Raw genomic sequence first — 16,370 nt, 5'->3', positions numbered from 1 at the left:
GTAGCTATGCGTGACGACGCCTTGATCGGCGCCGGTATAGTTGCCACTAGCGTCTTTCAGGCGATAGTCATAGCTGGTGACCGTGGTGCTGGCGGTGCCGCCCACCGGCGACTGCACCACCGTGTCTTGCGTGAGCCGGTTGTCAGCGTCGAACACGCTGTTCTTGTTATAGGTGACGGTGCTGCCGTTGCTGGCGTATTCGGTGTAATTCTGCACCCGGCCCAGCAAATCGTTGGCGCGGCGCGAACGCAGCACGCCGTTGATCTGCACGTCTTCCAGATAACCGTCGTTGGTGTAGTTATACGTCTCGCTGTGGCCGTCGGCATAGACGGCGCTGCGGCGCTGGCCGGCAATGTCGTAACCGATCTGCACCCCGTTCGCACCGAGACCGATGACGCCATTGCTGAGCTGGCCCATGGTCAGCGTAAAACGGTTCTGGCTGTCGTATTTGTACCAGAAGTCTTGCGTGGCCGGAGCACCGCTGACGCCGTTGTTGTAGTTGCTCAACACCCGGCGGCGGTTGCCGTTGGCGTCGTACTGATACTGGATGTGCCCTTGCACATCCTTGAAGTCGATGACGCGGTTCAGCTCGTCGTATTGAATGTCGGCCAGCTGGTAATAGGTCCGGTTGGCCGGCGCATCCGCCGTGGTGTAAGACTCGCGGGTGCGATTGCCTTCTTCGTCATACTCGAAATACGACAGCACATTGAGCGCATGGTCGGTAGTGCTCTTCAGATAGCCGTTGGCGTAGTAGCTATAGTCAACACTCTGACCGGCGGTGGATGTCTGGCTCTTCAAATGCGCCGCATAATCGTAGCTGTAGGTCACCACATGCCCGCCAAAATCCTGATGGCTGGTGGTGTGCTGGAAATAATCGGTCTTGTCAACGGCGCTGCGCGAACCGGCATAGCTGGTGGTTTTTACCCAGCCACCTACCGGCAAGCCGCCCACACCCAGGATGCTTTGATCGTAGCTATAGGCGTAGCTAATCTCCTGGCCCGCAAAACTGCGGGTGCGGATCACCCGGCCGTCGCCGTCGTAATCGGTGGTCTCGCGCTGCCCCATGGCGTTGGTGTGACTGATGCGGTTGCCCAACGTATCGTAGCTGTATCGGTCCACCGATGAGACCGCGCTTGCACCGCTATTGCTGGCAGTGCCGGCCTGGCGTGCAGCATGGCTGACCTGGATCAGTCTGCCGCCCTGATCGTAGACATTCGCGGTCACACGTCCCAACTCGTCGGCCGCGGTGCGCAGATCGCCGAAGATGTCATAGGCGTTGCGCTTGACACCGCCGTCGGCATGGAATTCCGTCGTCACGCGGGCGCCGTTGCCATTGCCAAATCCGGCCAACTGCAACTGGGTATTGAGATTGCCGTTGGCGTCGCGCACACCGACCAGGTGGCTGGCGGCGTCATAGTAGTACTGGGTAGTCGGCGTCGCCCGAATGATAGTGCCGTTCTCCAGCGTCACATTGGTTTCCGGCGCCTGCTTGCTGACCAGTTGGCCCATCGTGTCGTAAGCCAGCGTGACGCGGTTGCCCCGGCCGTCAATTTCAGTACTGACATCGCCGAAGGCATTGTGGATCTGGCTGCGATGGATCGCGGCCTGGGTATTCGGGATGTCTGGCGCGGTATTGTTCAAGCCGGTAACCGTCCATTGCAACTGCCGCACAGTGCCGCTGCGGTCGGCGCCGATTTCCAGTGTTCCTTGCGCACGCGGATTGCCGCCCGACACGGCGACCGGCTGGCCGCTGGCGTCCAGCAGGCTGTAAACATATTCCAAGCTCAGACTGCCGCTGGCCGGACGAAGCGCATCGACATTCCAGACAAAACTGCCGCCTGCTGTTCTCGCCAAGGTTACGCTGCTGTAAGCGCCGGTAGAACCGGCGTTGCGGTACTGCAGCAGCAGTTGCGCAGCATTCGCCGCCGGCGGATTGAAGGTGATGGTGGCAGGCTTGGCGTCGTTCAGGTGCGACAACACAAGCTGGTCCGAACCTAGTTGCAAGGCGCCATGTGCGGCATTGACGATGGCACCGCTGGCATCCATGGTCTGGTAGTTGTAGTCAACCACATAATTGCTAAAACGGTCAGGTACCAGGCCGCTGGCATCCCAGTTGAATTGCTGGTGGACGGCGTCCCAGGTCAGGTCGGCGCTGCCGCTGGCGCCGCCGCGCACCGAATAATTCACGTGCATGGTGGCGGCATTGGCCGGCTGGCTGCCGAAGGCGACGTTTTCCGGGAGGCTGGTCCACGAGGTCAGGTTTGAAACCCAATCGCCGGCAACCAACGAACCGCTGGCGCGATTGAGCATGGTGCCGGTCGCATTGGCGCCGGTATAGGTTTCGATCGAGTATTCATAATTGCCGCTCCAGCCGATGGTCGATATCATGAACCAGCCGGGGGTGTAATGGCTGACCAGGCCGGTGCTGGCGGCGCCAACCACCTGCGTGGCCCAGGCTTCGCCCGAGCCGATATGACGGTAGCGGATGCGCATCGAATTGGCGGCAACACCCTGTTGCGTGAAATTGAGCGTGTATTCCGGTCTCACCAAATTGTCCCTGGTCAGGAACACTTGGCCGCTGCCGCCAACCGGTTGCGCCTGCTGATACATGCTTGGCGTCGCGCTGCTGGTGTTGAGGGTGCCCATCTCCGAGTTCAGCACCGTGCCGTCGGGCGCCAGCGCGAAGTATTGGAACAGCCAATTGCTATCCGGCCAGCCAGTCCAGTCGGCGTTGAATAAGCCCGGCATTATCCCGTTGCCGCTGTTTTGCACCGGCTGAGGAGTAAACCAGGTCCACGGCTGGCTTGAGTTAAGGGGACGGATCATGGCAATGATCCGATCGGTCGATGGCGACTGTCCCTGGAACTGGATCACCTGTTTCGTCGCTGCGCTAGCTGATGCGTAGATATCGTTTGACTCACCAGCGCTTATAAAAGGGTAATCCGGTATCGTAACGGAGGTTTCACCGATCACGATTATGCTGCCGTCTGGCAGATCTTGATACACCGATACCGGGTAAGTGCCGGCCGGCCAGGATCTATTGGTGCTGGGTATGTCAATCCGCGTTGTACCGGCCGGGACCCGCGCATATTCAACCCCGCCAAAGCGGAAAACCAAACTGCCGGTGCCGTAACGCGGCCCGGCCGGGATCGTGATCAGCGCTGTCCTGCTATCGCGTACCTGTCGAGTTCTACCCGACATGGAAACGGTACGGGTCGACGTGAAACTAAATCCGACCGTACCGGCCGTGTTAATCGCGACTGTCCCCTGCATCGCAGGCGGCGCCGTCGTCTTGCTTTCGGTCGCTTTGGTCGGCCCCAGAGTCACGCTGCCACCGCTGAAATTGCTGCCGGCCTGTTGGGTCAGGAACTCCTGTATCGTCGCCAGGTTGTGGGCGCTCTGCATGGTCGGCTGATAGGTGTCGACTAGTTGGTTGCGCCGGTCGTAGACGCTCACCGTCATATGGATGCCGCCGGCGGCAATCGCCGCCTGCACCACAGGATCGGCAGAGACACCCTGGGTTTGGCTGACCGCCAGGATCTGCGCCAGCGTCATATTGCGCATGTCGGCGCCGGCTGACTGGATCAGGACCGTGGCGTTGCCGCTGGCGTCATACAGATAGACCTTGGTGGCGCCGTCGCCGGCATTGGTCTTCCAGAGCCGGCCCTGGCTGTCGTGCTCGGTAAATTCCGCCGTGCTGCCGTTGACGCCTTTGCCGACAATCTCGCCATAGGTGTTGTAGCGTACTTCATGGGTGTCGCCGCTGATCCACACATTTTTGCTCGGATCGCCGTTAGCAGCCGATATCGCCTGTCGTGACACCTCACGATTCGCGGCATCATAGAGCGTTACGGTGGAATCCCAGCGCTGGCCGCCGTCGGCATTCTTGCCTATCACGCGTGTCTCAGTGACATTACCCACCGCATCGGAATAGTACTCATAGCGGCCATCGACGTTGAGGGTCGACTTGCCGCTCAGATGGCCGGCCGCATCATAGGTGAAGTTGGTGACGCGGTCGTCCGCACTATTCTTGCCGCGTGCAATCGATTGCGTGATATTTCCCAGTCCGTCATAGGCAGTGTCGGTGGTAGGCCGCACCAGAACGCCTTCGAAATCGATAAAACCGGCACTTTGCGTACGTAGCTGGCGTCCCAACGCATCGAAACTCCAGTCGCTGACATCGCCGTTGGCTTCTGTCTTTTCGATGACGTTGCCCAGGCCGTCGTAGACATAGCGCGTGGTCGCTGCACCGGTGGCGGTAACTAAACCGCCATTGCCGTTGAGGCTGGTGGTGACCAGATTGAGCCGGCTCTGCGTCAACAGACGGTTGAGATGATCGTAACTGGAGGTGGTAATACGGTCGTTGCTATTGCTGCCAGCGTCTTGCATCAACTGGCTGACGGCGCTGGCGGTAGTGGCCGGCGTCGACAAACGATTTGCGTAACGATATTCCATGGTGACGCTGTCGTTCTGGTCCCGCACCCAGACCGTCAGGTAGTTCTCGGCGTCGACTTGCGCGATCTTTTTGCCGACCGCGTTGTAATAGGACAAGGTCTGATTACCCATGCCGTCGCTCTCGACAATCACATTACCGAGCGCATCGTATTGACGTGAAGTCGTAATCGAACCGGTATAGATGTTCAGGCTGGTGCCGCCGATTGGTCGCTGCGCAAAGGTGGCGCCGTCGATCAGCGTTTGCACCTGGCGATTGCTCTTGTCGTAGCTGTAACTCGTCTGCCGATAATTGTTTGGGTTGACGGCAACGGGCAAGGCGCCGCCAACCGGCAGCGCCACCGCATCGGCATAGACCCGGGTGCTGGTCATATTGCTGGCGGCGTCGTAGTTCCACACTGACAGCGTGCCGGCAGCGCTCAACTCGGCAATCTTGCGGTTGGCGGCGTCGTAGTACCAACCGGTGCGATTGCCGTTGGCGTCCGTGTAGGACGTCTTGTTGCCGACCGCATCGTAGGTCCAGTGCTGGGTCGGGCTTGCGGTCGACCATCCCTTGGCGTCGCGGATCGTGACTACATCGCCGCTTTGGGTAGTCAAGCGGTCATTCTGGTCGTAAATGTAATTGGTGGTGCGTTGCTCCGGCAAACCGGCTGCTTCGATCATTTGCATGCGGTTGCCGCGCGCATCGTAACGATACTGTTTCACCACCGGCGCCAACACTCCGGCGCTATTGCGCGAGGTGATCGGCAGGGTTTCGCTCAGCAATAAGCCACGGCCATCGTAGGTACTGGTGGTCACGCCGCCAAGCTTGTTTTGATAGCTGATCCGATTGCCGGCGCCGTCATACGCGAACAACTCGACACCGCCCTCCGCGTCGGTGCTTTTGATCAGGCGATCATTCTGATCGTATTCCAGCTTGGTGGTGGCGTCGGCCGCATTGGCGATCAGTGCAGGTTGGGTCGAGACCGATACCGGCATGCCGACCGGCGTGGCTAAACGCACTACCTGGCTCGGCTTGCCCGAGGCCGTGTAACTGGTCTGGGTGGCGTATCCCAGCGGGTCGATTTGCAACACCACCCGGTTGTGCTGATCGTAGTAAAAATAACCGACGTTGCCCAACGGATCGGTGATTTTGACGGCATTGCCGAACGCATCGTATTGCGTCGTTGTCACTGCATACTGCGGTGTTTTGCCGTCCGTGCCGTCGTTCAAGGGTACGGAGGTGACGGTTTTTCTGCCGAGTGCATCGAATTGCTGGATGGTGGTGTAACCACGTTCGTTGGTGATGCTGACGGCGTTGCCCAGTGCATCGTAGCCATAGCTGACGGTTCCCGCTGCGGCGGTGCCGGCGGCTTTGGTTTGCTGCGTCACCCGGCCGGCAGCGTCGTACACATAGACCGTAACACTGTCATCCGCTGTAGGAGCGGTTGTAACCGGGATAACGACGGGTTTCGCATATCTGACGATTTGCGTCAGCTGGCCATTGGCGTCATAAATCTGCTGCGTGACAGCGCCCATGGCATCGACGCTATAGATTCGCCGATTGGCCGCGTCGTACACATAATTGGTGGTTTGATCAGCACTGCTGGAAGAGACTGCGGCCAGATTTGTGGTCGCCGTCAGCGGCGCTGTCAGCGCTGTTACATAATCGGTCCGACGCACCACATTATTGTTATTGTCATAGACAATCTGGCTCACTGCCCCGGCCGCATTGGCGGTATAGATCAGGCGATTGGCGCCATCGTAGACATTCACGACATGGCCGTCATGGACTGGATCGGCGGTGCTTGCGAGTTGTTGCGCAATAGCTGCCAGCGTCGCCGGCTGCCCGGTCGGGATGGTCTTGGTGTAGGTAATCCGTTCGATGCTGTTGCCGTTGCCATCGTAGTGCTGCTCGACCACTGCGCCGTTGGCGTCCACGGTGTAAATCGCGCGGCCCAAGGCGTCATAGGCAATCTGCGTCAGCCTATCGTGCGCTGCATCGGCGACTGATGTCGGTAATGCTGCGGCGTCTGCCTTGAGCGCGGCAAGATTGCTGGCACTGAGGCGCGTAGCGTAAGCGAGCCGTTTGACTACATTGCCGTTGGCGTCATAGCTGTTTTGCGTCACGGCGCCGGTACCGTCTACTGTCCAGGTCAAGCGGCCGTCGTGATCGTAGCGACGCAACTCCGTGACGTCTTGGGCGCCATTGGCGATCACTTTAGCCTGAACATCGCTCAGTGCAGGCGTCAAAGACAAGCCGCTGATCTGAATCGGCGTCGCATACCTGGTGGTTTGCGTCACATGGCCATTGGCGTCATACACCGTCTGCGTCACATCGCCTTGCGCATCGATCGCGAAAGCCACCCGGTCGTTGGCGTCATACACATAACGTGTCACGTTGCCATTCGGATCGGTCACCGTGACCGCATTGCCCTGTTTGTCGTAACCGGTGCGAGTAGTCAGGTTCAAGCCGCTGGGATCGACATGCTGCTCGATGCGCCGCCCCAGATTGTCGTAGACGTACTGGGTCACGCTGCCGCCAGGACTGGTGACGCTCAATACATTGCCGTTGCCATCGTAACTATATAGCGTGGTCAGCTTGAGTCCGCTCGGATCCAGTGTCTGACTGATCTTCTGCCCTTTGGCGTCGAAGCTGACTTGCGTGGCAACGCCATTCGGGTCTATCACCGTCACTTGCCGGCCCTTGGCGTCGTACTGATACACGGTCGTCAGATTGACGCCTTTGCTATCCACCTGGCGCGTCAGTACCCGATTCGCGGCATCAAAGCTATACGCAGTGAGCCTGCCATTGGCGTCGATAGTTTGCACCAGGCGATTGGCATGATCGTAATTGTTGCCGATGGTAGTCAGCGGTGTGGCAGTCGACAGCAGGTTGCCGTTCTTGTCGTAACTGTATTGCGTCGCATTGCCCAGACCATCCGTGATGCTTTGCGTCTGCCCGTTCCGGGTTCTGACCGTCGTTACCGTCACACCTTCCGGCGTGACCAACGTCACGCTGCGCCCCGCCGTATTGTAGGTATAGCGCGTGACATTGCCCATGCCATCGGTCTGCGTCAGGCTGCGGTCAAAGGCGTCATACGTCGTCGCACGCTGTGCATTCAACGGATCGAAGCTTTGCACCACCCGGCCCAGGCGGTCATAGCTTTGGCTGCGTACATTGCCGTTGGCGTCCACCGTCCGCATCACCCGCCCGAAAGCATCGTATTGCGTCGACGTCGTGGCGTTGACACCCAGCGGATCGGTGACAGTGCCCACGCTCAATCCGCGCCGGTCATAGCTGCCGGTCTGCGTCAGCACGTGGGTGGCGTCTATCACCTTGCTGCTGGAGATCAAGTCGCCAAACGCATCGTAACTGCGTGTGGTGACATTGCCCAAGGCATCCGTGGAAGTCGCCAGGCTGCCATTGACGTTGTAAGTAAAACTGCTCTTGCTGTCCAGATTGCTGTTGCGTACGGCATTGAGCGCCGTCGTCAGCGTAGGATTGACTAAACCACCTGTCAGGCCGCTGGTGCTGATCCTGGTCCCGTACTGGATTGTCGCCGTCAGCTGCCCCAAACCGTTGTATTGATTCTCCGCCACTTCACCCAAGGCATTGACGGTCTGCGTCAGATGGCCGTCGGCATCGTAGTAAAACAAGCTCTTATTGCCGTTCTGGTCGGTCGTGCTGGTGCGTCGTCCAGCCGCATCATAGGTGTGCGTCAGCCCATAACTGCTCCAGATGACATCGATCTGCGCTTGCGTCAGATTGCCGCTCAACTGGGCGCTGCCTTCGCCAGTCAACTCACCGGTGAGCCGTCCTTGCACGTCATAGCGCGCATTCAGGGTGCGCACATCGCCGCTTCCCACCGCGCTCGTGCTCTGGATCAGGTGGCCGACATTGTCGTAGCTGTACTGCGTTAGCGTCCCTTCCGCATTGGTTTGCTGGCTGATCCGGTTCTGCGCATCGTAGAGCGTCGTCGTCACGTGGTCTTCCGCACTGGCTCCAGGACGCACGCCAGCCACCGTCGCATTGGCCGATACCGACGCGCTCACCTTGGTGGCGTAACGCACCGTCTGCGTCACATTGCCATTGGCATCGTAGACCTTCTCCGTCAGATACCCTTCGCCATCGATCTCGCCGGCGACCTGGCCTTTGCTGTTTAACAGCAATCGGGTGACGATGTCGCTGCCACTGGCCGCCGGCAGCAATTGCGCTAATGTCCCGGCAGCGCGCAGACTGGCGTCCGTTGCCGTCGCATAGCCAATCCGGCTGGTCAGATGGCCGGCGCTGTCGTAGCGTTGCTCGGTCAGATAGCCTTCGGGGTCCAGCGTAGCGCGCAACAGACCATCGCTATCATAAAAGCTACGGCTGATACGGTCTGCCGTCGACGCCGCCGGCGCAATGCTGGCAGCGTCCGGCGTGCTGCTCAGGCTGCTTGCATCAAACAGCGTGGCATAGCTGGTCGTGCTGACCAGGCGTGAAGCGCCGTCGTAGCGATATTCGTTCACCCGCCCCGGCTGGCCGTCGACCGTCTTCACCAGGCGATTCGCACTGTCATAGGCGCGCCAGGCCTTATGATCGGCGGCGCTGGCGCCAGGACGGATCGTACCCAAGGTCGCTGCCGTCAGATTGCCCGCCGCATCGGCCAATTGCCCCACATCGATGGGGCTGGCATAAGTAATGGTTTGCGTGAGCTGATTGTCCTTGTTGTAGACGTATTCGGTCACGCTGCCGTTGCCATCGATATCGGCAATCTTGCGGCCGTCATCGTCGTACAGGATGAAACTGCGCACTCCCGTTGGGTCTTGCGTCATGCGCAGGCGGTTGTCGGCGTCATAGACATATTGGGTCGTGCCCAGCGTCTGCGCCGCCGCATTGCTTTGCTGGACGCTGATCAGGCGTCCGGCCTGATCGTAGGCACTGGTGGTGGAAAGGCCATTGGCCAGCGTCACCGTGGTCTTGTGATGAGCATCGTCATAGCTGGTCAGAGTGAGCTGGCCGGCTGCGTCCTTGCTCGACAAGACCCGGCCCAGACCATCATAGGTGTATTGGGTCACGCCGCCGCTGCCGGCAATCGTGCTCAGCAGTTGTCCGGCCTGGTCATACAGGTATTGCGTCACCGTCTGGCTGCCGTTGGCGACGCCATTGCCGCTGGCATCGACCGCGCTCCAGCTCGACGCGGTCTGCAACTGACCGCGGGCGTCGTAGACCATGTCCACACGCGTTGTCTGCGTTTGATCCTGGCTGCCGGCCCAGGCGCTCAGCGTGGCTTCGAGCGGAACTTCTGTCCCTCCCAGACTTGCCACAGCATAGGCCGCACCGGCGTATTGAATACTGCTGCTGCGCTCGCCATAGCTGTTGTAACGATACTCCGTCACCCGCCCTTCGGCGCTCAGCACAAAGCGCAGCAGATTGCGATTATTTCCATCGTAGACATAGCGGGTCGTCAGCGGCAGCCCCGGCAAAGCCGGGCCGGCGCCGTCCGGATCCGGCGTCAGATATGCCGTTTCTGTCTGCAACTGATTATTTGCGTCGTAGCTGCGCGTCACTGTATTGCCGGCCGCATCGCGTTGCAGCACCTGATTGCCGTTGCTGTCGTATTGCATGTCGATGGCGTGGCCTTCGCCGTCGACCACCTGGATCACATCGCCATTGGCGTTGTAGCTAAAGCTGGTGCTGGGCGCGACGCCGCCTACGGCAGCTGCGGTGATGCGGGTCAGTTGCCCGTTGCTGTCATAGGCGTACAGCGTGTTCAGGCCCAGCGGATCGATCACCGTGGTGCGGCTGTTCACCGTATCGTAGCTATAACTGGTGGTGTGGCCCAGGCCATCCTGCGCCGTGGCGATCCGATAGTCGGCGCCGACTTGCACATAGGTAAAGGCCTGGCTGCTGCCGTCGCTCTGGCTGACGCTGGCGATCCGCTTGCTGCTACCGTCGTAGGTATAGCTGGTCCGATAGACCTGGTTGTCCACCACGCTGTTGTCGGCCGGACTCAGGTCAACCGTAACCACCGACAGCCGGTTGCTGGCGTCGTAGCTGTAGCGCACCCGGGTCGTCGTATGGCCATCGGCCGTTAGCGTGCGGATCTGTGTCAGGTTGCTGCCACTGTAATCGTAATAGGTAGCCTCCCCCGTCGCATCGGTCACGCTCGACAGCAAGCCATTGGCGCCATACTGGTAACTGACGCTATTGCCGTTGCGGTCCGTGCTCGACAGCAGCCGGCCTGAGCCGGCGCCGTCGTAGATCTCCTTCAGGCCCGTGCTGCCATGCGACCAGACCAGCCGGTTGTTGCCGCCATCGACGCTGATCGTGTTGTAGGCGCCGCCGCCATCGGTGCTGACATACAGCTGCCGCGTACTGTCATACAGATAGGTCGATTCGGCGCCGTCGCGTCCGGTGCGCACAATACTGCTGCCGGCCGCCGACAAGCTGCCGTTGACCCGCAACTGCTGGTTATAGACGCCGTTGGACCAGTTGTCGCCATTGTCGTCGCTGAACTTGCCCTGGCTGTTGTAGGTCCGCAGCGCCGCGATATCGATGCCGTGGTTCACCAGCATATCGTCACGATCCTGCAGCACCAGGTTGCCGCTGAAGACATTGACATACGCCAGTTCGCCATTGCGACCCTGGCTCGCTACCCCCAGCGCACCACGCTGACCCAGCGTGTTCATCGAAGTCAAACTCACACCCAGACTGTTGCCGCTGACGATCGCCACCATATTCCATCCTGTCTTCATAAAGTATTGTGCGCAGCTTTCAAGATCCCAAAAACCAGATCCTGACGCCGCTTCCCTCCCAATACATCCTGACCTCACAGAATTTGTTTAGTGTTTCTTGAAATATTTTTACATCTCCATTTTTCATCAATTTAAAATGGTGTTTTTGCGAACAATCAGCCGAATAACGTGTCACGCTAAATTTTCCTGACGACAGATGGATATATTAGGTAAGCAATGGCAAGGAAGTAGCGACGCGCATTGCCCAATGAATCTGCTACCAGGATGCGATGTAAATATCGGGCGAGTAGTTGTATGCCGATTTACAATGGAACAAAACAAAATGAATATTGCGCCTGATGCAATATTTGATCGAATCAAGATGGAACACCTTGGTCTAACCAAGGATAGTCAACCGCAAGGAAGTCAATGAGCGCAATTCTTTCACGATCGAGCCAAGCGAACTCCGAAGGCAGCAAGCGCCTTGACCGGCTGCTGAGCTTCTTGCACAGCGATCCGCAAAACGAAACCTTGCGGGCTGATGTCTTCGAACAGGCATTCGACGTCGGCAATGAAGAAGTGGCTGAGCAGCTGATCGCTGTCGGCCTGGAACTTGGCCGCGATCCCAATGCATGGCGCTTCCGCGAAGCCCGTCTGCGAATGGCGCAAAGGCGCTTTGAAGAGGCCGAGGACTTGCTGACCAGGTTGAAACAACAGATGGAACCGCAACCGGCAATCTCGCATAACCTGGCTTTCATCGCTGCGCTACGCGGCGATTACCAGGCATGCTTCGAAGAGTTGCTGCCGTGGACCAGCAAAGATCCCGCCGTAGAAGTTGATCCTTCCATACAAACGCTCTGGCTAAAAAGCCTGCATCATTTGAGCAAGCTGGAGCTTGCCTTGCAATGGGCAGAGCAAAGACGAGCCCTGGGCAAGCTGACGCCGGCAGCAATAGGCGTAGCAAGCCTGATCGCCATCGATGCCGATCAAACCGTCAAGGCAAAGGAACTGGCCGACCAGGCTCTGGCAGCTGGGGACGGCAGCCTGGAAGCCCTGCTGGCCCGCGCCGCCGTGGCGCTGGCGGAGCGCGATACGACGCGCGCCCACCAATACTTGCAACAGGCGATGCAGCGGGCGCCGGACAACGGCCGTTGCTGGTCAACTTTAGGGTTGGCGCAAATGCTCGACATGGACATCACAACAGCCCGCCAAAGCCTGCAAAAGGCAGTCACTCTGATGCCCGGCCATATCGGGACTTGGCATAGCCTGGGCTGGGCTTGCCTGGTCGACAAAGATATCGATGCAGCGCAGCAAGCGTTCGAAGCCGCCATGCAGCTTGACCGCAATTTTGGGGAAAGCCATGGCGCTCTGGCGATCATCGCCGCCTTGCGCGGGCAAAGAACCAGTGCGATCGAACAGATCAGGCGCGCTACCGGCCTGGATAAAAACAGCTTGTCGGCTGGTTATGCCCAGGCGGTCCTGAACGGCGAAATCGCCGATCCGCAGTCCTTGCAAAACGCCATGCACGGTCTGCTAAGCAGCCGCATTGCACCGATGGGCGAACCCCTGCTGGATTTACTGCCGCCACTGCCGCAAATCAACGCTTAACCTTGAGAAGCCTTATGCAATCCTTCCCTGACAATCTCCCTCCATTGATGCAGCAGGCCATCAGCGCCAGCCAGGCCAAAGATAGCGACACCGCGCTCAGCCTATTCCAGCAAGCGAGCCAGGCAGAACCGGGATCGCCGTTGCCGCATTTCCTGATGGGTGCAGAACTGGCGCAACTGGAGAGAATGACCGAAGCGGAAGCAGCGTACGCCCGAGCCGTGATACTCGCGCCTGACTTTTCCATCGCGCGCTTCGAATTGGGAGTACTCCAATTCGTCACCGCACGCCCGGCTATCGCTTTGGTGACATGGCAAGCGCTGCTGGAATTGCCCGACACCGATCCGTTGAAGCTGTTTGTGCTCGGCTATGCAAAGCTTATGCAGGACGCCTTCGACGACGCCCAGCATTATTTCGAGCAAGGTATCGCTGCCAACACAACGAATCCCGCCCTGAATGGCAATATCCAGCTGTTGATCGCGGAAATTCATCGGACGCGTGGAACGCAGGCGCCGGCGACCGAAAAAATGCCAGCCCAGGAAGAGCCTGGTGATAACCACTTCCTGTTATCCAACTACAATCAAAGCCGACTTCATTGATTTGTTTCCAGTCAATTAGAAGAAGGAATGTCAGATGACCTCGATTAACGCCACGGCGGAGATAGCCGCCCTGATCCGTAGCCAGGTAGCATCGCTGCGCAAGCCGTCCGGTTCTACCGCCTCCAAAAGCCAGTCAAAACATGGCAAGCTTCAGGACGAACGCGATATCGCAGCCCTCATCGCCCAGCGGGTAAAGGTCATCGATCCGGACGACCCGCAGCGTGAGCGCAAGGCTTTCAGGATTTTTCTGGAATCGGTACTACTTGCCGAATTGGGAGGTGATCTGATCAACGATCCGGCTTTTTATCAGATGGTCGAAGATGTGCAGCTGCAGATGGAAAGCGATCCGGGGCTAGCTTTAGCGGTTTCTCAGGCGGCTAAATTGTTGTTGGCGCCGCTGAAAAAATAGTTGGCGCAGGCCCCTGCCAAACTTCTTAGCAGCTCTCAAAATATTTGTACATACCTGCTTCTAAAAACTCACCAAAAGACATCGCTGGTCTTTTGCTCGCGCAAGGTGTCGCGTAAAGAACGCAATGCCTTGCGATGGATCTGCGCAATACGCCCCTTGCTGAGTTGGAGAGATCCGGCGATTTCATCGAACGGCATTCCCTGCAGATAATGGCGCTGAATCACCAGCCGCTCCTGATCCGAAAGATCGCGTACCAGCGCACGTACATGTTGCTGCAACTGCCTGAGCTCCAAACCGCGATAAACTGGCATCGCCTCGACCGCGGCCTCAGCGCTATCGTCAATCATGCCGGTATCCGCCAATAGCCAAGTCAGCGCCAGTCCAACGCCCACTTGTGCCAGATCCCGGAACAGCTCTGCCGAAGTTTTTCCTGTTGTTTGGGCCGCTGCGTCTTGATCCAGGTTTTTGACCGCGTCTAGCCGCTCACGCAACAATCGCTGACGAACGGCAATTTGTTGTTGCTTATCGGTAAGATGTTCCAGCCCGTTGAGAATCGCGCCGTGCATCCTGCGCGCGGCATACGTTTTGAACTGGGCGCCGAGATCCGGATCATACCGATCCAATGCCTCCATCATGCCGACTGATGCAAGTTGCAGATACTCTGCAAACTCGATTTCGTCGTGAAACCGTTTCGCGTAGTATGAAGCAGCTACGGTCCGTGCGTAAGGAATATAGTGACAGGCCAAGCGCTCACGCGCGGCACTGTCGCCGTGCTCGCGCCAGCGTTGCCACAGCAAGGATTCTTCGCTATTTTCCATCAGTGTTCCGGCAATTTCAACTTCCTGAAATTGCAGATGGCTAGCAAACGGGCGCGAATTACTCACGGCGATGACCGGCTATCTCAGTGAAACGAACCAACGAGCGCCTTCAAAATCAGGCTCCAGCCGTCAATCAACACGAACATCAGAATCTTGAGCGGCAACGCAATGGTAGTAGGTGGCATCATCATCATGCCCAATGCCATCAGGATGCTGGAAACAATTAGATCGATCAGTAAAAACGGCAGAAAAATGACAAAACCAATCTGGAATGCCGCGCGCAATTCCGACAGCATAAAAGCGGGGATCAGTTGCACATTGCTGATGTCGTCCATATTGCGCGGGGCTTTAGCTTTTGATAATTCCACCATCAGTGCGAGATCCTGCTCACGCGTCTGCCGCACCATAAACTCACGAATCGGAAGAATGCCTTTTTCGTAAGTAGCTTCCATCGAAAGACTTCCTTGCATGAACGGTTGGAAGGCATCCTCATTCACTTTTTGCAATACCGGCGACATGGTAATCATCGTCAAGAACAAGGCTAGTCCGATCAGCACCGTATTCGGTGGCGTCTCTTGCATGCCGATTGCATGACGCACCATCGACAATACGATGATGATGCGCATAAATGCCGTCACCGACATCAGCAAGGCCGGCAACACGGCCAACAAGGTCATGCCGACAACCACGCGTATCGCTAGCGCGGTGTCGTCGGATTTTCCGGCAGCGCCGCCGTTGAATCGAATTTCGACGCCGGGGGTTGCCGCACTCCCTTTCGAAGCAGAGCTCGGTTTAGATGCCGGAGCCGCTGTTTTAGAGCCGGACAGCGAGTCTGCAATGGTAAAACCATGCTGTGTTGCGCCGGTGTCCGCCTGCGCCGAACCAAAGGCGCCACACAACAAAATGACGGCGCAAATACGCATAGCCAGAGAGTAAACAGATTGCGGTATCAAGAAAGCCCCCCCGCCGCAGGCTCCTGGGTAAATGCTTTGGCGTCGACGCCTGGGGGCATGCCGGCCAGGCGCACCACGCCTTGCTCGCCGCAGGAAACCAGCAGCTTGCCGCCCTCCCATTCGATGATGTGAATCGAAGTACGTCCCGCCAGGCGGGCGCTCGCGACCACCTTGAGTTCGCCGCTTGCGGGGGGTACAGGCAACCAGGCCAGCCAAGGAGATTTTTTTGTTTCACCGCCCTTGCGGCGCCAAGCAGCGTAGAGACAGCACAGCAGCAGGGCGAATAACAACAGGCTGAGCAATACGCCACCACCAGTCGAAAAATCAACACCAGCAGCATCCTGCTTGAACGGCAAAGTGCTGGCAGGAACTGCAGCCCTGGCTTGCGCCAACGCGAAGCTCGGCAACAGACCAACGGTAGAACACGTCGCAGCCACCGCGGCAAAGCGACCGCCTTTTAAAAAGCAACCCACAATCTGATCAGGCATTCTGCATTACGCCTTCAGCGGGATCGGCAATTCGGTGATGCGCACGGCAAAATGGTCGCCCACTGCAACCAGCTGTCCACGCGCCACAACCCGCCCTTCCAGCAGCAGATCGACCGCCTGTTCAACTTGGCGGTCGAGCTTGATCACCTGGTTTTCTCGGGCGCCCAACAGTTCCCCGACCGTCATCACGGCTTCGCCGACGCAGACGCTGAGACGCGCCTTGATCTGATGCAGAGGGTTAAGCGTTTCTACTATCTTTGGTTCCGAAGAACGGTCAGCATTATTTAGCTCGTTCAATGTAATGACCTGGGCAACAGGTTGATGGTTTGCGAAAGATTCACTCATTT

Annotated in this window: 8 protein-coding genes; 3 read left to right on the top strand and 5 right to left on the bottom strand. The window is 58.3% G+C overall.

From position 1 onward, the window contains the following. On the bottom strand, positions 1 to 11,172 hold an 11,172-nt coding region (locus tag VNZ60_RS23855; RefSeq protein WP_325663672.1), incomplete at its 3' end, for a hypothetical protein. A 408-nt stretch (positions 11,173 to 11,580) separates the two neighbouring features. On the opposite strand from VNZ60_RS23855, the gene VNZ60_RS23850 reads away from it, so the two are divergent. Genes VNZ60_RS23850 through VNZ60_RS23840 form a run of 3 tightly spaced genes read left to right on the top strand, consistent with a single transcriptional unit; the run spans position 11,581 to position 13,764 of the window. Beyond that, positions 11,581 to 12,759, top strand: coding sequence for a tetratricopeptide repeat protein (locus VNZ60_RS23850; protein ID WP_325663670.1), 1,179 nt, complete (start codon positions 11,581 to 11,583; stop codon positions 12,757 to 12,759). Positions 12,760 to 12,773: 14 nt separating this feature from the next. Further along, positions 12,774 to 13,355, top strand: coding sequence for a tetratricopeptide repeat protein (locus VNZ60_RS23845; protein WP_325663668.1), 582 nt, complete (start codon positions 12,774 to 12,776; stop codon positions 13,353 to 13,355). Positions 13,356 to 13,389: 34 nt separating this feature from the next. Then, the gene (locus VNZ60_RS23840) at positions 13,390 to 13,764 is read left to right on the top strand and encodes a hypothetical protein (protein WP_325663666.1); all 375 of its coding nucleotides are present in this window, start codon (positions 13,390 to 13,392) and stop codon (positions 13,762 to 13,764) included. Between the two features lie 68 nt (positions 13,765 to 13,832). Here VNZ60_RS23840 and VNZ60_RS23835 read toward each other — a convergent pair whose 3' ends face one another. Genes VNZ60_RS23835 through VNZ60_RS23820 form a run of 4 tightly spaced genes read right to left on the bottom strand, consistent with a single transcriptional unit; the run spans position 13,833 to position 16,368 of the window. Then, a complete protein-coding gene (locus VNZ60_RS23835) occupies positions 13,833 to 14,648 on the bottom strand; it encodes a sigma-70 family RNA polymerase sigma factor (RefSeq protein ID WP_325663664.1) in 816 nt (271 codons plus the stop codon). Between the two features lie 17 nt (positions 14,649 to 14,665). Continuing rightward, positions 14,666 to 15,505, bottom strand: coding sequence for a flagellar type III secretion system pore protein FliP (fliP, locus tag VNZ60_RS23830; RefSeq protein ID WP_325663676.1), 840 nt, complete (start codon positions 15,503 to 15,505; stop codon positions 14,666 to 14,668). A gap of 26 nt (positions 15,506 to 15,531) precedes the next feature. Continuing rightward, positions 15,532 to 16,023, bottom strand: a complete 492-nt coding sequence (locus VNZ60_RS23825) for a flagellar biosynthetic protein FliO (RefSeq protein WP_325663662.1) — start codon at positions 16,021 to 16,023, stop codon at positions 15,532 to 15,534. 6 nt (positions 16,024 to 16,029) lie between these two features. Continuing rightward, positions 16,030 to 16,368 (bottom strand): FliM/FliN family flagellar motor switch protein, encoded by a 339-nt coding sequence (locus tag VNZ60_RS23820; protein WP_325663660.1) that lies wholly within the window; start codon positions 16,366 to 16,368, stop codon positions 16,030 to 16,032. Positions 16,369 to 16,370: the final 2 nt, after the last annotated feature.

It is taken from the genome of Collimonas sp., assembly GCF_035566375.1.
Classification (GTDB): Bacteria; Pseudomonadota; Gammaproteobacteria; order Burkholderiales; family Burkholderiaceae_D; genus Collimonas.
This window is presented reverse-complemented; position numbering and strand designations above follow the sequence as displayed.

Coding starts and splice junctions, on each gene's coding strand:
- VNZ60_RS23825 (WP_325663662.1), bottom strand. CDS start 16,023: ATGCCTGATCAGATTGTGGGTTGCTTTTTAAAAGGCGGTCGCTTTGCC.
- VNZ60_RS23840 (WP_325663666.1), top strand. CDS start 13,390: ATGACCTCGATTAACGCCACGGCGGAGATAGCCGCCCTGATCCGTAGC.
- fliP (WP_325663676.1), bottom strand. CDS start 15,505: ATGCGTATTTGCGCCGTCATTTTGTTGTGTGGCGCCTTTGGTTCGGCG.
- VNZ60_RS23850 (WP_325663670.1), top strand. CDS start 11,581: ATGAGCGCAATTCTTTCACGATCGAGCCAAGCGAACTCCGAAGGCAGC.
- VNZ60_RS23845 (WP_325663668.1), top strand. CDS start 12,774: ATGCAATCCTTCCCTGACAATCTCCCTCCATTGATGCAGCAGGCCATC.
- VNZ60_RS23820 (WP_325663660.1), bottom strand. CDS start 16,368: ATGAGTGAATCTTTCGCAAACCATCAACCTGTTGCCCAGGTCATTACA.